Source organism: Desulfofundulus australicus DSM 11792 (assembly GCF_900129285.1).
Lineage (GTDB): Bacteria > Bacillota > Desulfotomaculia > Desulfotomaculales > Desulfovirgulaceae > Desulfofundulus > Desulfofundulus australicus.
Genome location: NZ_FQUW01000014.1, coordinates 13,115 through 30,262, shown reverse-complemented (window position 1 = coordinate 30,262; position 17,148 = coordinate 13,115). Strand labels below are relative to the sequence as shown.

The 17,148-nt window shown below is 59.3% G+C and carries 22 protein-coding genes; 20 read left to right on the top strand and 2 right to left on the bottom strand.

The window, feature by feature from the left end; genetic code table 11:
- Nucleotides 1-108: 108 nt before the first annotated feature.
- From BUB44_RS06705 to BUB44_RS06685, 4 genes are all read left to right on the top strand, one after another.
- Nucleotides 109-564, top strand: a complete 456-nt coding sequence (locus tag BUB44_RS06705; RefSeq protein WP_034634352.1) for a Fur family transcriptional regulator — start codon at nucleotides 109-111, stop codon at nucleotides 562-564.
- 22 nt (nucleotides 565-586) lie between these two features.
- Nucleotides 587-1,507: a metal ABC transporter substrate-binding protein gene (locus BUB44_RS06700; protein WP_073164471.1), complete on the top strand. Its 921-nt coding sequence runs from the start codon at nucleotides 587-589 to the stop codon at nucleotides 1,505-1,507.
- Nucleotides 1,504-2,259, top strand: a complete 756-nt coding sequence (locus BUB44_RS06695) for a metal ABC transporter ATP-binding protein (RefSeq protein WP_073164468.1) — start codon at nucleotides 1,504-1,506, stop codon at nucleotides 2,257-2,259. Before BUB44_RS06700 ends, BUB44_RS06695 begins: the two co-directional genes overlap by 4 nt.
- Before the next feature lie 322 nt (nucleotides 2,260-2,581).
- On the top strand, nucleotides 2,582-3,463 hold the full coding sequence (locus BUB44_RS06685; RefSeq protein ID WP_051617815.1) for a metal ABC transporter permease: 882 nt from the start codon (nucleotides 2,582-2,584) through the stop codon (nucleotides 3,461-3,463).
- 9 nt (nucleotides 3,464-3,472) lie between these two features.
- Here the strand turns inward: BUB44_RS06685 and BUB44_RS06680 are convergent, their stop codons facing one another.
- Nucleotides 3,473-4,243, bottom strand: a complete 771-nt coding sequence (locus BUB44_RS06680; protein WP_027355896.1) for an ABC transporter permease — start codon at nucleotides 4,241-4,243, stop codon at nucleotides 3,473-3,475.
- Nucleotides 4,240-5,172: an ABC transporter ATP-binding protein gene (locus BUB44_RS15960; protein ID WP_083543136.1), complete on the bottom strand. Its 933-nt coding sequence runs from the start codon at nucleotides 5,170-5,172 to the stop codon at nucleotides 4,240-4,242. The genes BUB44_RS06680 and BUB44_RS15960 overlap by 4 nt, the downstream gene beginning before the upstream one ends.
- A 163-nt stretch (nucleotides 5,173-5,335) precedes the next feature.
- Between BUB44_RS15960 and BUB44_RS06670 the strand changes: the two genes are divergently transcribed.
- From BUB44_RS06670 to atpA, 16 genes are all read left to right on the top strand, one after another.
- Complete coding sequence (locus BUB44_RS06670; RefSeq protein WP_073164559.1) at nucleotides 5,336-6,388, top strand: L-threonylcarbamoyladenylate synthase; 1,053 nt, start codon at nucleotides 5,336-5,338, stop codon at nucleotides 6,386-6,388.
- Between the two features lie 100 nt (nucleotides 6,389-6,488).
- Nucleotides 6,489-7,025, top strand: coding sequence for a manganese efflux pump MntP (locus tag BUB44_RS06665; protein WP_073164459.1), 537 nt, complete (start codon nucleotides 6,489-6,491; stop codon nucleotides 7,023-7,025).
- Between the two features lie 88 nt (nucleotides 7,026-7,113).
- Nucleotides 7,114-7,644 carry a low molecular weight protein arginine phosphatase gene (locus tag BUB44_RS06660; protein WP_073164456.1) on the top strand — a complete coding sequence of 177 codons (531 nt, stop codon included), beginning with the start codon at nucleotides 7,114-7,116 and terminating at the stop codon, nucleotides 7,642-7,644.
- Between the two features lie 100 nt (nucleotides 7,645-7,744).
- Complete coding sequence (gene rpiB, locus BUB44_RS06655; RefSeq protein WP_073164453.1) at nucleotides 7,745-8,206, top strand: ribose 5-phosphate isomerase B; 462 nt, start codon at nucleotides 7,745-7,747, stop codon at nucleotides 8,204-8,206.
- A 35-nt stretch (nucleotides 8,207-8,241) separates the two neighbouring features.
- Nucleotides 8,242-9,483: a serine hydroxymethyltransferase gene (locus BUB44_RS06650; protein WP_073164451.1), complete on the top strand. Its 1,242-nt coding sequence runs from the start codon at nucleotides 8,242-8,244 to the stop codon at nucleotides 9,481-9,483.
- A gap of 86 nt (nucleotides 9,484-9,569) precedes the next feature.
- On the top strand, nucleotides 9,570-10,007 hold the full coding sequence (locus BUB44_RS06645; protein WP_027355890.1) for a deoxycytidylate deaminase: 438 nt from the start codon (nucleotides 9,570-9,572) through the stop codon (nucleotides 10,005-10,007).
- Between the two features lie 66 nt (nucleotides 10,008-10,073).
- A complete protein-coding gene (locus tag BUB44_RS06640; protein WP_073164445.1) occupies nucleotides 10,074-10,730 on the top strand; it encodes an HAD family hydrolase in 657 nt (218 codons plus the stop codon).
- Nucleotides 10,718-11,326, top strand: a complete 609-nt coding sequence (locus tag BUB44_RS06635) for a hypothetical protein (RefSeq protein ID WP_027355889.1) — start codon at nucleotides 10,718-10,720, stop codon at nucleotides 11,324-11,326. The genes BUB44_RS06640 and BUB44_RS06635 overlap by 13 nt, the downstream gene beginning before the upstream one ends.
- Before the next feature lie 66 nt (nucleotides 11,327-11,392).
- Nucleotides 11,393-12,538, top strand: a complete 1,146-nt coding sequence (gene wecB / locus BUB44_RS06630) for a non-hydrolyzing UDP-N-acetylglucosamine 2-epimerase (RefSeq protein WP_073164442.1) — start codon at nucleotides 11,393-11,395, stop codon at nucleotides 12,536-12,538.
- Nucleotides 12,539-12,670: 132 nt separating this feature from the next.
- Nucleotides 12,671-12,922 carry an AtpZ/AtpI family protein gene (locus tag BUB44_RS06625; RefSeq protein ID WP_341349369.1) on the top strand — a complete coding sequence of 84 codons (252 nt, stop codon included), beginning with the start codon at nucleotides 12,671-12,673 and terminating at the stop codon, nucleotides 12,920-12,922.
- A gap of 6 nt (nucleotides 12,923-12,928) precedes the next feature.
- On the top strand, nucleotides 12,929-13,384 hold the full coding sequence (locus BUB44_RS06620) for an ATP synthase subunit I (RefSeq protein WP_073164440.1): 456 nt from the start codon (nucleotides 12,929-12,931) through the stop codon (nucleotides 13,382-13,384).
- 19 nt (nucleotides 13,385-13,403) lie between these two features.
- Entirely contained in the window at nucleotides 13,404-14,141 is a 738-nt protein-coding gene (atpB, locus tag BUB44_RS06615) for a F0F1 ATP synthase subunit A (RefSeq protein ID WP_073164437.1), read from the top strand.
- A gap of 69 nt (nucleotides 14,142-14,210) precedes the next feature.
- Entirely contained in the window at nucleotides 14,211-14,447 is a 237-nt protein-coding gene (atpE, locus tag BUB44_RS06610) for a F0F1 ATP synthase subunit C (RefSeq protein WP_013824414.1), read from the top strand.
- A 106-nt stretch (nucleotides 14,448-14,553) separates the two neighbouring features.
- Nucleotides 14,554-15,048, top strand: coding sequence for a F0F1 ATP synthase subunit B (atpF, locus tag BUB44_RS06605; RefSeq protein ID WP_027355883.1), 495 nt, complete (start codon nucleotides 14,554-14,556; stop codon nucleotides 15,046-15,048).
- Nucleotides 15,042-15,584, top strand: a complete 543-nt coding sequence (locus BUB44_RS06600; RefSeq protein ID WP_027355882.1) for a F0F1 ATP synthase subunit delta — start codon at nucleotides 15,042-15,044, stop codon at nucleotides 15,582-15,584. Before atpF ends, BUB44_RS06600 begins: the two co-directional genes overlap by 7 nt.
- A 24-nt stretch (nucleotides 15,585-15,608) precedes the next feature.
- Nucleotides 15,609-17,144 (top strand): F0F1 ATP synthase subunit alpha, encoded by a 1,536-nt coding sequence (gene atpA, locus BUB44_RS06595; protein WP_073164434.1) that lies wholly within the window; start codon nucleotides 15,609-15,611, stop codon nucleotides 17,142-17,144.
- The last annotated feature ends 4 nt before the right edge of the window (nucleotides 17,145-17,148 follow it).

The window sequence follows — 17,148 nt, the reverse complement described above, 5'->3', positions numbered from 1 at the left end:
AATGGGTTAACCTGGGACGTTTTATAACTTGACAAAAGCCGGGCCCTTTGATTAAATAAGTAATAAGCACTGGTACATAGGAATAATTCTGATCTAGGAGGCATAGCTATGAAATTACAGGAGGCCCTGCACAAGCTGAAGGAGCAGGGCGTGCGCCTGACACCGCAGCGCCAGGAAGTGCTGCGCATTTTAATTGAAGAGGCGGGCGGGGAGGAACACCTGAGCGCCGAGGAGATCTGGCGGCTGGTCCGGAAGCGCTATGCCAGCATCAGTTTTGATACCATTTACCGCACTTTAAACCTGTTTGTCCGCTGCGGCCTGGCCAGCGAGCTGGATTTCCCCGACGGCTGCCGGCGCTTTGAATTTGCCGGCAACGGGCATCACCACCACCTGGTCTGCCTGAAATGCGGCCGGGCTGAGGAACTGGCCTTCTGCCCCGAGGACTGCCTGATCCGGGCTCAGTTTGAAAAGCCGGGCTTTAAAATTACCGGCCACGCGTTTAAAATATACGGATATTGCCCAAAATGTCAACAAGTGTCAGACGGGTCTTCCCACCACTCTTAACGGGCTGAGGAGGAGCGGGAATTTGAAAGCGTGGAAAACCTTTTTATTTCTGGCCGGTTTGCTGTTGCTCTGGCTGCCCGGCTGCAGCGGGAATACCGCTGTGCCGGCGGCCGGGGAGAAGATAGCCGTGGTGACTACCATTTACCCCCTTTACGACTTTGCCCGCCAGGTGGGGGGAGAAAGGGTGGAAGTAACCAGGCTTCTGCCCGCAGGTGCGGAGCCCCATACCTGGGAGCCAACGCCGAAAGACATGGCTGCTCTCGCCCGGGCCAGGGTCTTCATCTACAACGGTGCCGGCATGGAACCCTGGGTGCAGCGGCAGCTGGGCTTGCTGGAGGAGAAAGGGGTCAGGGTGGTCGAAGCCAGCCGGGGCCTGGATCTGATTGCCGGCCCGGGCGACCACGGTGAAGCGGGGGTGGACCCCCATGTCTGGCTGGATCCGGTTCTGGCCCAGGAAATAGTAAAAAAAATACGGGATGCCTATATTGCCGTCGACCCGGATCACGCTGCCTACTACAGCTCCCGGGCTGATGAATACCTGGCCGCATTGCGGGAACTGGACCGGGAGTACCGGGCAGCCGCGCAGGATTTCCGGCGCAGGGAAATTGTCACCTCCCACGCGGCCTTTGCCTACCTGGCCCGGCGATACGGGCTCCAGCAGGTGGCCTTGATGGGTCTTTCACCGGAAAGTGAGCCCGATCCGGTCCGCATGCGCGAGATAGTGGCTTTTTGCCGGGAGCATGATGTTAAATACGTTTTCTTTGAAGCCCTGGTAAGCCCCAAAGTATCCCGCACCCTGGCCAGGGAAGTGGGAGCGGAAACGCTGGTGCTCAATCCCCTGGGAAACATAACCCCGGAGGAGGAGAAGCGGGGGGAAAATTATCTCTCCATAATGAGGGAAAACCTGGCCCGGTTGAAAGTGGCGCTGGGTGATCACTCATGAAACCTGTGGTTGAGGTCAGGGACCTGTTCTTCAGCTACGGCGGGGAATTAATCCTGGAGGGAATTAACCTGTCCGTCCTGCCGGGAGATTTCCTGGCTCTGATGGGGCCCAACGGATCGGGTAAAACAACCCTGATCAGGTTAGTCCTGGGGCTGTTAAAACCGCTTTCCGGGGAAATAAGGTTGTTTGGTGTCCCGGTGCAGCGTTTTCGCCAGTGGCACCGGATTGGCTACGTACCCCAGAAGGCCACCAGTTTTGATACCCGCTTTCCGGCCACGGTGGAGGAGGTAGTCCTGTCCGGCCGCTTTGGTCTGCTGGGTCCCGGCCGGAAGCCGGGGAGGGAAGACCGCCGGGCGGTGGAGGAAGCCCTGGAACTGGTGGGCATGGCCGGGGCCCGCCACCGGGTCATCGGCTGTCTGTCCGGCGGGCAGCAGCAGCGTGTGTTTATTGCCCGGGCGCTGGTGGGCAGGCCCGAGCTGCTGGTGCTGGACGAACCGGTGGTGGGTCTTGACAGCAGGGCTCTCGACTCTTTTTACTCCCTCCTGGAGCACCTGAACAGGGACCTGGGTATCACGCTGATCACCGTGACCCACGACACCGGTGCCGTGGCGCAGCGGGTGAGCAGGGTGGCCTGCATTAACAGGCGCCTGGTTTGCTGCGGTGCCCCCTCCCGGGTATTAACTGCCGCCAACCTGTCCCGCCTCTACGGCGCACCTGTGCGGCGGGTGGTGCACAGCCACTGGGAGGGGTGATCAGGCTGCTGGCAAACTCTTTATGTGCCCTGGTTTTAAAAGAGGAGCGACCTGGAGTGAGCGCTGCCGGGCCAGGCACAGGCGACGGGATGAGGCGGGGCCGCGGCAGGATGTCCGCGGAGGCCACCTGAACACAGGAGGTGTGAATGTGGCCGGTACCCGCCGGGGACCGGAGCCGGGGCCTTTTGGCCCGGCCGGCGATACGACCGGGAGCGACGACTAAAACCAGGGCACATCCCGGATGCTCTGTCTACACCACCCCGGGAGGGGTGGTTATTTGGGAACAACTTTTAATTCTGGTTAACAAAGAAGGGAACCGGTCATGGGAGAAATTTTTGCGTATGATTTTATGGTCCGGGCACTTCTGGCCGGGCTGGTAGCGGGCGTGATCTGCCCGGCGGTAGGCGTTTTTCTGGTTCTGCGCCGCTACGCCTTCATGGCCGATACCCTGGCCCATGTTTCCCTGGCCGGGCTGGCCCTGGGTATGATCCTGGGTATTTTCCCCTCCCTGACCACCCTGGGGGTGACCCTGGCGGCTGCCGTGGGCGTGGAGCGCCTGCGGGCTACCGGTCGCCTGCACGGTGAGGCGGTCCTGGCCCTGATGCTGAGCACCGGGCTGGCCCTGGCCGTGGTCCTGATCAGCCTGGTCCGGGGCTTTAATGTGGACATCATGGGTTACCTCTTTGGCAGTATTCTTACCGTCAGCCCGGCGGACCTGCTGCTGATCCTGGTGGTGGGAGCAGCGGCCATGCTCCTGCTGTTCCTGTTCTACAAAGAATTATTTTTCATTTCCTTCGACGAGGAGTGCGCCCGGGTGGCCGGGTTGCCGGTGGACCGCCTGAACATGCTCTTCATCCTGCTGGTGGCCCTCACCGTGAGCGTGGCCACCAGGGTGGTGGGAGTCCTGCTGGTCGGAGCCCTGATGGTCATCCCGGTGCTTACCGGCCAGCTCTTCGCCGGTAGTTTCCGGAGCCTTTTCCGGGTTTCCCTGGTTCTGGGGGTGACGGTTTGCCTGTGCGGCCTTCTCTTCTCCTACTACCTGGGCACAGCTCCCGGTGGCTCCATCGTCCTGCTGGCGGCGGCCATTTTCCTGCTGACCCAGCTCTTTATCGCCGCCCGGCGTGCCTGGCAGCGCCGCCGCCTGGTGAAGGGAGAAGAAAAGCTCCCCCTGGTTAAACTCGGAGAGCGGACATCCGGCCCCTGAAAAAACGGGCTATTTGATGATCAGCCGGCGTATCAACTTCAGGGACAGGGGGAACAGTACGGCTGCCAGCACCGAGAGCCAGAGGAAATCCCCCAGCAGGCCTGGATGGACCTGCCCCAGCACCAGGCTCCGGACCAGGTTGACCACATGGTAGAGGGGGCTCAGCCAGGCCAGATCCTGCATGATTTTGGGCAGGCCGCTTAAAGGGAAGAAGACGCCCGAGAAAAGGAACAGGGGCGTCATGATCAGGGAAAAAAAGTAATTGAAATTCTCCATATTGGGTACAAGCCCCGTCCAGATCATGGAGAGGATGGCAAAGAGGAATCCCGCGACAGCCAGCACCGGCGGGACGAGAAGTGCCCACGGCGAGGTTACCAGCCCCAGGACCAGAATGACCAGCAGGATTACCGTGCCGTACAGCACGCTCTTGAAGGTGCCATACAATATTTCCGCCACGATAACGTCATCAATGCTTACCGGCGTGGCTACCATGGCGTGGAAGGTTTTCTGGAACTCCATGCGCACGAAGGTGCCGTAGGTGCACTCGTAGGTGGTGGCAAACATGGCTGAGGAGGCCACCAGCCCCGGGGCAAGATAATGCAGGTAGGGCAGCCCTTCCATGTCCTGTACATAGGCACCCAGGCCCACGCCCAGTGCCGTGATGTAAAGCAGGGGTTCAAAAAAATTGAAGGTGAGGTTTGTCACCCAGTTGCGGCTGAAAACAATCAGGTGGCGGCGCAGTACCTGCCACACCAGCGGGGAGACGTCCGGGAACCTCAAGCCTGCAACCCCCTTCCCGTAAGTTTTAAGAAAACGTCCTCCAGGGTGGCGGGGCGCAGCAGCAGGTGGGAGAAACGCAGGGGCAGGTCCTGCAGGGCCTGAAGCACGGCCTGGCCCTTTTCCCGGGGGAAAAGAAAGAGGTTGTCCCCCACCTCCAGGTGCTCCCGCAGCAGGTGGCCGGTTCGCTCCACCACCAGTGCCGTTGCTGCTTCCTCCATCTGTTCCAGGCCCACTTCCACCACTTCCTGCCCGATGTGCCTGGCCACCAGTTCCCCGGGTTTTCCTTCCTCCAGGATTTCCCCCCGATCCATGATCACCAGCCGGTCGCAGAGCTGGCTGGCTTCTTCCAGGTAGTGGGTGGTTAAAAGCAGGGTCACCCCCCTCTCCTTCAACCGGCGCAGGCGCTGCCAGACCAGGTGCCGGGCCTGGGGGTCCAGCCCGGTGGTGGGCTCGTCCAGGATTACCAGTTCGGGATTGTTGATGAGGGCCCTGGCAATGGTCAGGCGGCGCTTCATCCCCCCGGAGAGGCGGTCCACCTTTTCGCCGGCCCGGTCGGCCAGGTCGAAGAACTCCAGCAGTTCCAGGGCCCGGCTGCGGGCGGTGGCGGGCGGGATGCGGAAATAATTGGCATAAACCAGCAGGTTCTGCAGTACCTTTAAATCCGGATCCAGGTTGTTTTCCTGGGGCACCACCCCCAGCCGGCTTTTAATTTCCCGGGGGTGTTTCCGGACGTCCATTCCCAGGACGGTGAGTTTTCCGGAAGTAACGGGTGAGAGGCAGTAAATCATGTTTACCGTGGTGGTTTTCCCCGCCCCGTTGGGCCCGAGAAAGCCGAAGCACTCCCGGTAATGAACACGAAAGTAAATACCGCGTACGGCTACCTTACCGTTATACTCTTTGGTTAACTTTTCTGCCACTACAGCATCCATTCCAGTTCTCCCCATAATGATTTCGGCTGACCCATGCCCTATTTTATAACAAATAATGCCGGCCTGCCACGGGGTACTTTCCGGTAATATTTTTAAACGCTATTTTGTGGTATACTTTTTGTGTCACGGCGGTATGTACATTTTTCTGGATGAAGGTGTTGGTATGGAACTGCGGACGGCATACTGGCAGGTGGACCCGGTGGAGCCCCGGTCCGAAATCATAGACCGGGCGGGAATGATTTTGCGCCGGGGAGGGCTGGTGGCCTTTCCCACCGAGACGGTTTACGGCCTGGGAGCCAGTGCCCTGGATGGCCGTGCTGTCAGGCGCATTTTCGAGGTCAAGGGGCGCCCTCCGGACAACCCCCTGATTGTCCATGTCGCCGGGCGGGAAATGCTCCGGCCGCTGGTTCGCAGCTGGCCTGCCACTGCCGAAAAATTAATGGCGGCCTTCTGGCCCGGTCCCCTGACCCTGGTGCTTCCCGCCGCACCCGGCGTTCCCCGGGAAGTTACGGCGGGGCTGGATACCGTGGGAATCCGTATGCCCGCGCATCCCGTGGCCCTGGCCCTGATTGCTTCGGCCGGGATTCCCGTGGCCGCGCCCAGCGCCAACCTTTCCGGCCGCCCCAGTCCCACCACTGCCGGGCACGTCCTGCAGGACCTGAACGGCCGTATTGATGCCATTCTGGATGCCGGTCCGGCCGGGGTGGGTGTTGAGTCCACGGTCCTGGATCTGGTGGCGGATGTGCCCGTTATCCTCCGCCCCGGTGGTATAACGCCCGAGGAACTGGAAAAAGTTATTGGTAAGGTTAAAGTGGACCCGGGTGCTGACGGGGGGGATGTGTCCCGTCCCCGTTCACCGGGCATGAAGTACCGGCACTATGCCCCCCGGGTTCCCCTTGTGCTGGTGGAAGGGGAGCCGGAACGGGTGGCGGCCCGTTTAAAGGAACTGGCCGATAATTACCGTGCCCTGGGCCGGCGGGTGGGAATTCTGGCCACCGCTGAAACGGCCGGGAAGTTAAACGGGGGCCAGGTGGTGGTGGCCGGTTCCCGGCAGAACCCCGCCGCCATTGCTTCCCGCCTTTTTGCCGCCCTGCGGCAGCTGGAGGGGCGGGGAGTGGATGTGATCCTGGCGGAAGGTATCGAGCCCCGGGGCCTGGGGCTGGCCGTGATGAACCGGCTGCGGCGGGCGGCGGGTGGTCACATTGAAAGGGTGTAGGTGCTGCCGGGATGGTTCCGCCGGCGTACCCGCGCCGGTGGAATAGCGGGGACCGGAACCGGATTATCCAGCACAAATGCATTTTTTGGAGGCGGAGCGGTTGAGTATTCCAGCCCTCTTTTTGCTGGCCGTGGCCCTGGGTACCGATGCCTTTTCCATGTGCCTGGGTATCGGTATGGCCGGGGTTAAACGCCTGCAGGTTTTGCTGATAACTTTGACCGTGCTCCTTTTCCACATTGCCATGCCCCTGCTGGGTTTTCAGCTCGGGGAGCTGGCCGGGGGATTCCTGGGGCGCACCGCTACCCTGGTGGGGGCAGTGCTGCTCCTCTACCTGGGGGTGCGCATGATCAGGGAGTCCTCCGGCGGGGACGCGCCGCGGGTTATGCTCCTGAACAACTGGGGGCTGCTCCTTCTGGGGGCCAGTGTGAGCATGGATGCCCTGAGCGTGGGATTCACCCTGGGTACCCTGCAGGCGCAGCTTATTTTTACCGTGGTCACCTTCGGGCTGGTGGCCGGCCTGATGACCTTTTCCGGCCTGGTGCTGGGCCGTTTTCTGGGGCAGGTGGCGGGAGAGCGGGCACGGCTTCTGGGAGGCCTGATCCTTATAGGTATCGGGGTCAAGCTCTTTTTTCACTGAAATACACCCGGTTTTTTAAACCCCTGGCTTTGGGAAAAGCAGGGGTGATGCTTTTCTCCATCAAGGTGTTTTCCGGGAGGCATGGCTTATGGCGAAAAAAGTGCTTTTTGTCTGCACCGGCAATACCTGCAGGAGCAGTATGGCCGAGGTTCTGGCCAGGGGTATGCTGGCCGAAAGAGGCCTGCAGGATGAGGTGGAAGTGGTTTCCGCGGGTATAGCCGCCCTGCCCGGCAGCGAGGCATCACCGCAGGCCGTGGCGGTGATGGAAGAAATGGGCCTGGATTTAAAGTCCCACCGGGCATCCCTGCTCACCCGCCGGGACGTGGAGGAAGCCGATCTGGTGCTGGCCATGACGGCAGGCCACAAGAAGCTAATCCAGGACCGGTTTCCGGATCTGGCGGGCAAGGTGTTCACCCTGGCCGAATTTGCCGGCCGGGATGGCGATGTTCCCGACCCCTTCGGGGCGCCGGTGGAGGTTTACCGCCGGTGCGCCGGCGAACTGAGGGAACTTATTTCCCTGGTTCTGGACAGGCTGGCTGCAGGTGAAGCGGGGGATGGCCGGTCTGCAAGCGGTCCGGAAGGGGCCCGGCCGGGCAACGGTGTGGGGGGCGAAAATTGAAGCAGGAAAAAAGCGTTTTTTGTAGAAACTAAAACATGTTGCTGCAGGCAGTAAAAACAGGAAAACAATTCTCTTTAGCCTGATAAGGGGTGAATTTTAAGTGCGGGTTGCCCTGGCCGCCGATCACGGTGGCTTTCGCTTAAAGGAAGAAGTCCTTTCTTTTTTGCGGGAAAACGGCATTCCCTGCCACGATTTTGGCACCTATTCAGAAGAAGCCGTGGATTACCCTGATTTTGCCCTCCTGGTGGCCGAGGCCGTGCGTAGCGGCGAGTACCAGAGGGGTATAATTTGTTGCGGCACGGGTATCGGGGTGGCTATTGCAGCCAACAAGGTGCCCGGCATCCGGGCCGCCCTCTGTCACGATACTTTTTCCGCCCGGGCTTCCCGGGAACACAACGACGCCAATATCCTGACCATGGGGCAGCGGGTGATCGGGCCCGGCCTGGCCAGGGAGATTGTGCGGGTGTGGCTGGCTTCTGAATTTACCGGCGGGCGCCATGCCCGGCGGGTGGCCAAAATCGCTGAGATTGAAAGAAAGTACGCCGGTGGCAGCGGTTGTTAGCCACAAGAAGCTTGTCGTGGGGAGGAACCAGAACAATGCATATGAACCGGCCTTTAGCGGCAGTGGATCCAGAAATAGCCCGGGCAATCGAGCTGGAACTGGGCCGCCAGCGTGACACCCTGGAACTGATTGCGTCCGAAAACGCCACCAGCCGGGCGGTAATGGAAGCCCAGGGTTCCGTGCTCACCAACAAATACGCCGAAGGTTATCCCGGGCGGCGTTATTACGGCGGCTGTCAGTTTGTGGATATTGCCGAGGAGCTGGCCATTAAGCGGGCCAGGGAGCTTTTTGGTGCCGAACACGCCAACGTGCAGCCTCACTCCGGAGCCCAGGCCAACCTGGCTGTTTATTTTGCTCTCCTGGAACCGGGGGATACCATCCTGGGCATGAACCTGGCCCACGGCGGTCACCTCACCCACGGCAGCCCTCTAAACATTTCGGGGAAGTACTTCCGGGTGGCCTTTTACGGTGTGGAAAAGGAGACGGGCCTGATCAACTACGAAAAGGTTTTTGCCGCTGCCTTTGAGCATAAACCCAGAATTATTGTGGCCGGGGCCAGCGCCTACCCCCGGGCCATTGACTTTTATAAATTCAAGGAAATTGCCGAAGAAGTGGGGGCCTACCTGATGGTGGACATGGCCCACATTGCCGGGCTGGTGGCTGCCGGGGAGCATATGAACCCGGTGCCCTACGCCGATGTGGTGACCACCACCACCCACAAAACCCTCCGCGGTCCCCGGGGAGGTATGATTTTGTGCCGGGGCAGGTATGCCGCGGCTATTGATAAAGCGGTTTTCCCCGGCATCCAGGGTGGTCCCCTGATGCATGTTATTGCTGCCAAGGCAGTGGCCTTTAAAGAGGCGCTGCAGCCGGAATTTAAGGAGTACCAGCGGCAGATTGTGAAAAATGCCCGGGCCCTGGCCAGGGCGCTGCAGGACCGGGGCTTTGAACTGGTCAGCGGCGGCACTGACAATCACCTGATCCTGGTGGACCTGCGCAACCGGGGAGTTACCGGTCGCGAGGCGGAAACCGTTCTGGATTCCGTCGGGGTCACCGTGAACAAGAACGCCATTCCCTTCGATCCGCAGCCCCCGGCCGTTTCCAGCGGCATACGAATCGGCACGCCGGCTGTAACCACCCGGGGGTTGAGGGAGGCAGATATGGAGACGGTGGCCGAGATCATCCACCTGGCGCTGCGTTTCCGGGACAATCCGGACAAGCTCAAACAGGTGCGGGAAATGGTGGCCGGGCTGTGCCGCCGTTACCCGCTGTATTAAGGCGAAACGCGAAACTGTTGCCTGGTGTTGTTAAAAGGGCAGGAGACCGGCACACCGCCGTTCCCGGACACCGGAGGTGAGCGGCCCTGGTTAAAAGGCCTTCCTTTGATGAGATTTATATGGAAGTGGTCGACGTTATTGCCCGGCGCTCCACCTGCCTGCGGAAGAAAGTGGGAGCCGTCATAGTGGTGGACCGGCGCATTATTTCCCACGGTTATAACGGCGTGGTCAGCGGGGCGGAACACTGCATTGATACCGGGCGGTGCCTGAAAGACCTGGCGGGCCGGGAAGATTACAAGCCCTGCGTCCATGCCGAGCAGAACGCCATCTGCCTCTGCGCCAAGCGCGGCCTGGCCGTGGGGGGCGGCACCATGTACGTGAACGCCGACATCTGCCTGACCTGTGCCAAGCTCATTGTTTCCTGTGCCATTTCCCGGGTAGTGGTGAGGAGGGATTACCGGGGCGGCGAGGAGGGCATTGACTTCCTGCGCCGTCACGGTGTGCAGGTGGACTTGTGGGAGTGAGCGCTTATCGGCGGACGCAGAGCAGCCCTTTTTGATATCGGAGCCACCCTGATCACCGGCCCGGAGGTGTCCCCGGCCAGGCAGATTTCCCGCCTGCTGGAACTGTCCCCGGAACAGGACCGGCTGGTGGGGGAGCTGATCATGTGCCGCGAGTTTGCCGGCCCCCGTGAGGTCTGTGCCGCCCTGTCGGAAGTGGTCCCCTTGAGCCGGCAGCAGGAGGAATTGCTGGCCCGCCTCTGGTTGGAGCAGGAAAACGCGGCGGTGGAGATACCGGGCGCGGCTGCGGCCGTAAGGCGGGCCAGGGAACTGGGTTATGTCGTGGGCCTGGTTTCGGATATCTGGGTTCCCTATTACCGGGCTTTTTTGCGTGCCTGCCCGGGCATAGCTGCCCTGGTGGAATATGCCGCCTTAAGCTTCCGGGTGGGGAGGAAAAAGCCCGCTGAAGAGCTCTTCCGGGCCGCCCTGGAGGCCCTGGATGCTGACCCGCGGCGTTCGGTGATGATCGGCGATACCTACGAGAAGGACATCCTGCCGGCTAAAAAACTGGGGCTGGCCACCATCTGGGTTCTTTCCCGCCCCGAGCGGGAGTACCCGGCCATGGCCCGCGTATTGTGGGATGAATGGCCCCGGCCCGATTTCATCGTGCCGGGTACGGCTCAGCTTGCCCGGGTGCTGGAGGAACTTGCAAAAAAGGAGAGATACACCTGCGTATGGAAGTATTAAAGGTGGTACACCACTCGCCCGGCGAGCTGCTGGAGAAGCTGCGCCGGGTGACCATGCTCACCGATCCGGACTGCTACATCTATCGCGATGTTTTTATTTCCCTGGAAAAAATCCACACCCGTTGCCTGGCGCCGGCCCAGTCCTATGTGCTCACCGGTGAGCTGCAGAAGGTGCGGGAGCTTAAATGGGAACTGGCCCGCCACGGTTACGACCTCTTTCACCTCGACGGTTACGTTACCCTTCACCTGGCCGGATACGACGAGCCGGTGGACCTTTTGCCCCCGGTGATCGAGGAATCGGTGGAAGCCGACGGTTCGGTTTTCAATATCATCTGTGACGGCATGCACCGGGTTTACCTGGCCCGCCTGGAATGGGTCATTCCCCAGGTAATTTTTATCCGGGGCGTGCCCAAGGACAGGCCCTATTACGCCTACCCCCTGCCCGGCGGCTGGTCCCAGGTAGCGCTGCGGGAAGATCTGCCGCCCGGGCTGATTAAAAAATGGCACCGCATCCGGGATTACAAATCCCTTTACCGCAATTTTAACTCCGCCTTTCACAATGTGGGCGGCCCCCGGGGACGCTTTCAAAAAGTTTAAAGATGGGCAGACCTCCTCTTATATTCGTGGGGCCGGCCGCATATAGTTGAACCAGGGAGACAAACTATGCTCAGGGTTCTTGTTGTTTTCGGTACAAGACCGGAAGCCATTAAAATGGCTCCGCTGATCGGGGAAATGCGGCGCCATCCGGACCGGTTTCACTGCCGGGTGGCCGTCACCGCCCAGCACCGGGAGATGCTGGATCAGGTGCTGCAACTTTTTCAAATTGCACCCGACCACGATCTGGACATAATGAGGCCGGGCCAGAGCCTCTTTGACATCACCCGCCGGGCCCTGGCCGGCCTGGAACAGGTTATAAAAAGGGAAAGGCCCGACCTGGTGCTGGTGCACGGGGATACCACCACCACCTTTGTTGCTGCGCTGGCCGCCTTTTATTTTCAGATACCGGTGGGGCACGTGGAGGCGGGCCTGCGTACCGGGGACAAATACTCTCCCTTTCCCGAGGAGATCAACCGCCACCTTACGGCGGTGCTGGCGGATCTCCATTTTGCCCCCACCGCCTCTGCCCGGGATAACCTGCTCCGGGAAGGGATAAACCCGGAAAAGATCTTTGTTACGGGAAATACCGTTATTGACGCCCTGCTGGCCACGGTAAAGGCGGACTACCGGTTTGCCGACCCCGTGCTGGCCGGCATTGACTTCCAGTGCCGCCGCGTGTTGCTGGTAACCACCCACCGCCGGGAAAACCTGGGCGAGCCGATGCGGGAAATTTACCTGGCCCTGCGGGATATCGTGGCCCTTTATCCCGACGTGGAGGTGGTCTTTCCCGTGCACAGGAACCCGGCGGTGCGGGAAGTGGTGCAGGAAATTCTGGGAAGATCGCCCCGGGTGCACCTCATTGAACCCCTTCCTTACCAGGATTTTGTAAATTTGATGAACCGCTGCTACCTGGTGCTTACCGATTCGGGCGGCCTGCAGGAAGAGGCCCCGGCTCTGGGCAAGCCCGTGCTGGTGCTGCGGAATACCACCGAGCGCCCCGAGGCTGTCCGGGCCGGCACCGTGCGCCTGGTGGGTACCACCCGGGAAGCAGTTTTTAAGGAAACCCGCCTCCTGCTGGAAGACGCGGCCCGCTACCGGCAGATGGCCGAAGCGGTAAATCCATACGGGGATGGTCAGGCTTCCCGGCGCATCTGCCAGGCGCTTCTCTACTGCTTCGGCCTTGGTGACAAACCTCCGGAACCCTTTAAGTAAACGTAAGACCATTTCTCCTAAAAAAGTCTTCCGCTGGTGAAGGAATAAAAGAGTTTATGTAGAAGAAATACTTTGTGACGGGTGTAACGCAGCTGACAATTTTCTGACAAAATGTTACAGGCTGCTGCACCCGTGCCGGGAAAGGTGACGGCCATGGTCGAGCGCCGGGTGAAGGGCCGTGTCCTGGCGGCCCTGGCCCTGACCACAACTATCGGCATGGAACTGGCCATAATGGTTACGGCCGGTTTTTACACCGGCCGGTGGCTGGATGAACGGCTACATACGGGACCCTGGTTGATGACGGCGGGCATTCTGGCAGGCCTGGCCGCAGGCATCTGGGGAGTTGTTCAGACGGTAACACGCTTTTTTAAAAACTGGGGGTAAAAACCGGTGCCTTCCTTACCGCCCGTTCCCGAACTGGATAACCAGTTAAAGCGCACGACCTGCATCACCGGGGGTTTGCTTGCGCTGGTGCTCCTGGCAATTGCCTTTAACCCGGGTGATTCCCTGGCCTGGGGCCTTTTTCTCGGTCTGGCCACCGGGCTCTACAACACCATTTCCCTGGCCCTGCGGGTCAAACGGTTGGGCTCGGTGGAAAGAAGCACTGCCCGCGGCTACATGCGCCAGGGCCTGATCATGCGCCTGGTTCTGGTAATGGTGGTAGTTTTGCTGGCCGGACGGGTGGCCCGGGTGAATGTATGGTGGCTGGGGGCGGGCATGCTGCTTGTTCCCTGCATTACCGCCGTTGACGCTGCCCTCAGGGCTGTGCGCTTGAGCCGCGCTGAGGAAGGGACGTTTTCTAAGTTTTCTAATTCTAAGTTTTCTAAGATGGAAGAAAAAATTTAAAAGGGGGAGGTGATAACGGGTGAAAAGCCTGGAGCAGGTACACGAGGAACTAAACGTATGGGGTTTTCCCCACCATCCCTGGGAATTTACCATAGGCAATACACACGTCATGCTTAATCCCAAGACGCTGGTGATGACCTGGATAGTCATGTTGCTGGTGATCATTTTCACTGTTTCCGCCACCCGCAACATGAATATGAAGCGGCCGGGGAAGCTCCAGCTGATGGTGGAGGAGATCTTCCAGTTTTTGCGGGGCCTGGTTTTTGAAAATATGGACCCCAAAAAGGGTGCCGGCCTGATGTGCCTTATTTTTACCCTCTTCATCTTTCTTCTCTTCAGCAACCTCTGGGGCCTGGTACCCACCATGATGTCACCCACCGCCGACGTAAATACCACTGCCGGGCTGGCCATAATGGTTTTCTTCCTCGTCCAGTTTATGGGGATCCGCTATAAAGGGGCCGGTCATTTCAAACACTTCCTGGAACCATTTCCCTTCTTCCTGCCGCTGACCATTGTTGAGGAACTGGCCAAGCCGGTTACCCTGGCCTTCCGTCTATACGGTAACATCTATGGCGGCGAGGTCTTGATTGCTGTACTCCTGGGACTTTTGGGGTTGAACACCTTTGTCTTTGGCGGGTTTATCCCCTCGGTGGTGTGGCTGGCATTCAGTATCTTTGTCGGGTTTATCCAGGCCTTTATCTTTACCATGCTAACCATTGCCTACATTTCTCAGGTGGTTAAAGAACACGAGCATTAAAAGCTTTTTCAACCCATATAAAGATATGGTTTACCAGAAATGGAAATTTGGAGAAAGGAGGGGAAAAGGATGGATGTGGGAGCTGCTGCTGCCCTCGGTACCTCTTTGGCCGTAGGTCTGGCTGCCCTGGGTGCCGGTATCGGTGACGGCCTGGTGACCGGCCGCACGGTGGAGGCGATGGCCCGTCAACCCGAGTTAAGAGGTAACCTGCTGACCACTATGTTCATTTCCGTGGGTCTGATCGAGGCCCTGCCCATTATTGCAGTAGTTATTGCCTTCATGCTGTTTGGTAAAATCGGTGGTTAATGCAGGTCAAGGTGGGTAAAAGGTGGCATAGCGGGTTAAGTATTACCTGCTATTGCCTTCCTTTTGTCCACGGCAACGGGTAGGTAGTTAGGAAGGAGGGGAACCGGTGGAAGCGCTGGGAATTAATTATACCCTGGTAGCCCAGATTATAAACTTTATCATCCTGCTTATTTTCCTTCGTCTGGTTGTTTATAAACCCATCGTCAATATTCTGGAGCAGCGCCAGCAGTATATAGCCAGCAACGTGGCCGCTGCGGAAGAGGATCGTAAACAGGCCGAGGCGCTGCGCCAGCAATACCTGGCGGAAATGCAGAAAGCCAGGGAAGAAGCCCAGGCCATCATCCAGCAGGCTACCAAGGCCGGTGAAGAAAAGGCGCAAGAGATTGTAGAAGCGGCAAAAGCTGAGGCGCAACGGATTAAGGAGAGCGCCCTTGAGGAAATTGCCCGGGAGAAGGAGAAGGCGGTTGCAGAATTGCGCGACCAGGTGGCTACGCTGTCCATCCTGGTGGCCCAGAAGATCATCAACCAGACCATCACCCCCGAAATTCAGCACAGCCTGGTCCAGGAATTCATTAAAGAAACGGGTGATCTGCCATGCTAAAAGGGGCCGTAGCCCAGCGGTATGCCCAGGCCCTTTATGAACTGGCAGAGACGCAAGGTCTGGTGGATCAGGTGGAGCAGGAGTTAAAGTCAGTGGAAGAGATCGTAGCCAGTTCCCGTGAATTCCAAAAGGTGCTCTATCATCCCCGCATCACTGCACAGGAAAAGAAAGATGTGCTGAAAAACATCTTCTCCGGCAAAGTTTCCCCCATTACCGAGAACTTCCTCTTCTTGCTTGTTGACAGGCAGCGGGAAGCCTTCTTAAGCGACATAGTAGACTACTACATCAGCCTGGCCAATCGTGCCCGCAATATCGTGAAGGCAGAAGTTACCAGTGCCATTGAGCTGACCAGGGAAGAAAAGAAAAAACTGGGGGAAGTGTTGAACAGGATCACCCGCAAAAAAGTGCAGACCGTATACAGCGTGGACCCCGCGCTAATCGGCGGGGTGGTGGTGCGCATTGGCGACCGGGTTATCGACGGCAGCCTGCGTACCCGTCTGGCATCCATGAGAGAGCACCTCAGGCAAATAAGTTAAGGCGATAGGGGTGAAATTAGGAGCATGAATTTGCGACCGGAAGAGATCAGCTCGATCATTCGGCAGCAGATTGAAAAATACCAGGCGCAAATTGAAATGCGCGATGTGGGCACCGTAATCCAGGTCGGCGACGGTATTGCCCGTGTTTACGGCCTGGAAGACTGCATGGCCATGGAACTGCTGGAGTTTCCGGCACCCGCGGAGGGAGCCGAGCCCACCCTGGGCATGGCCCTCAACCTGGAAGAGGACAACATCGGGTGCGTTCTGCTCGGTGCCTACACCCATATCAAAGAGGGAGACACGGTTAAGCGGACGGGCCGCATTGCCTCCGTGCCGGTGGGCGATTCCCTGATCGGGCGTGTGGTCAACCCCCTGGGACGTCCCCTGGACGGCAAGGGCCCCATCAAGAGCGATAAGTTCCGCCCCATTGAGCGCATCGCACCCGGCGTCATCACCCGTAAACCCGTGCACCAGCCCCTGCAGACCGGCTTGAAGGCCATCGACTCCATGATCCCCATTGGCAGGGGACAGCGGGAATTGATCCTGGGTGACCGCCAGACCGGTAAAACGGCCATTGCCGTGGACGCCATCATCAACCAGAAGGGCAAGGACGTTATCTGTATTTACGTGGCCATCGGGCAGAAGGCCTCCACGGTGGCCAACGTGGTGCAGCGGCTGCGTGACTTCGGCGCCATGGATTACACCATCGTGGTTTCGGCTACGGCTTCCGATCCGGCACCGCTGTTGTTCATCGCTCCCTATGCCGGCTGCGCCATGGGCGAGGAATTCCTGGAGCAGGGCAGGCACGTGCTCATTGTATACGATGACCTTTCCAAGCAGGCCGTGGCCTACCGCGAGCTTTCCCTGCTCTTGCGCCGCCCGCCTGGCCGCGAGGCTTATCCCGGTGACGTGTTCAACCTGCACTCCCGCCTGCTGGAGCGGGCCTGCAAGCTCAATGACGAGCTGGGAGGCGGTTCCATAACTGCTCTGCCGATCATTGAAACCCAGGCCGGTGACGTTTCGGCCTACATCCCCACCAACGTGATCTCCATTACCGACGGCCAGATTTACCTGGAGCCCGACCTGTTCTACGCCGGTGTCCGGCCGGCCATTAACGTGGGTCTCTCGGTATCCCGGGTTGGTGGTGCCGCGCAGATCAAAGCCATGAAGCAGGTGGCCGGACAGCTGCGCCTGGACCTGGCCCAGTACCGCGAGCTGGCTGCCTTCGCCCAGTTTGGTTCTGACCTGGACAAGGCCACCCAGGCCCGCCTGATCCGGGGCCAGCGCATGACGGAATTACTCAAGCAGAAGCAGTACGCTCCCATGGCGGTGGAGGACCAGGTGATGGTTATTTATGCCGGTGTTAACGGCTACCTGGATGATCTGCCGGTGGAGAAGGTGCTGCCCTTTGAAGAGGAGTTTTTGAACTACATGCACACCAGCCACCCGGACGTGGGCGAGGCCATTGCCCGCACCGGCGAACTGTCCAAGGAAACGGAAGAGAAGCTGAAGGCGGCTATTGTGGAATTCAAGAAAGGCTTTGTGGCCCGGATGGCCTGATAGG

Excerpts from the sequence above, each read along its gene's own strand:
- BUB44_RS06705 (WP_034634352.1), top strand. The coding sequence starts at position 109 with ATGAAATTACAGGAGGCCCTGCACAAGCTGAAGGAGCAGGGCGTGCGC.
- BUB44_RS06695 (WP_073164468.1), top strand. The coding sequence starts at position 1,504 with ATGAAACCTGTGGTTGAGGTCAGGGACCTGTTCTTCAGCTACGGCGGG.
- BUB44_RS06685 (WP_051617815.1), top strand. The coding sequence starts at position 2,582 with ATGGGAGAAATTTTTGCGTATGATTTTATGGTCCGGGCACTTCTGGCC.
- BUB44_RS15960 (WP_083543136.1), bottom strand. The coding sequence starts at position 5,172 with ATGGATGCTGTAGTGGCAGAAAAGTTAACCAAAGAGTATAACGGTAAG.
- BUB44_RS06670 (WP_073164559.1), top strand. The coding sequence starts at position 5,336 with ATGGAACTGCGGACGGCATACTGGCAGGTGGACCCGGTGGAGCCCCGG.
- BUB44_RS06660 (WP_073164456.1), top strand. The coding sequence starts at position 7,114 with ATGGCGAAAAAAGTGCTTTTTGTCTGCACCGGCAATACCTGCAGGAGC.
- BUB44_RS06650 (WP_073164451.1), top strand. The coding sequence starts at position 8,242 with ATGCATATGAACCGGCCTTTAGCGGCAGTGGATCCAGAAATAGCCCGG.
- BUB44_RS06635 (WP_027355889.1), top strand. The coding sequence starts at position 10,718 with ATGGAAGTATTAAAGGTGGTACACCACTCGCCCGGCGAGCTGCTGGAG.
- wecB (WP_073164442.1), top strand. The coding sequence starts at position 11,393 with ATGCTCAGGGTTCTTGTTGTTTTCGGTACAAGACCGGAAGCCATTAAA.
- atpE (WP_013824414.1), top strand. The coding sequence starts at position 14,211 with ATGGATGTGGGAGCTGCTGCTGCCCTCGGTACCTCTTTGGCCGTAGGT.
- BUB44_RS06600 (WP_027355882.1), top strand. The coding sequence starts at position 15,042 with ATGCTAAAAGGGGCCGTAGCCCAGCGGTATGCCCAGGCCCTTTATGAA.
- atpA (WP_073164434.1), top strand. The coding sequence starts at position 15,609 with ATGAATTTGCGACCGGAAGAGATCAGCTCGATCATTCGGCAGCAGATT.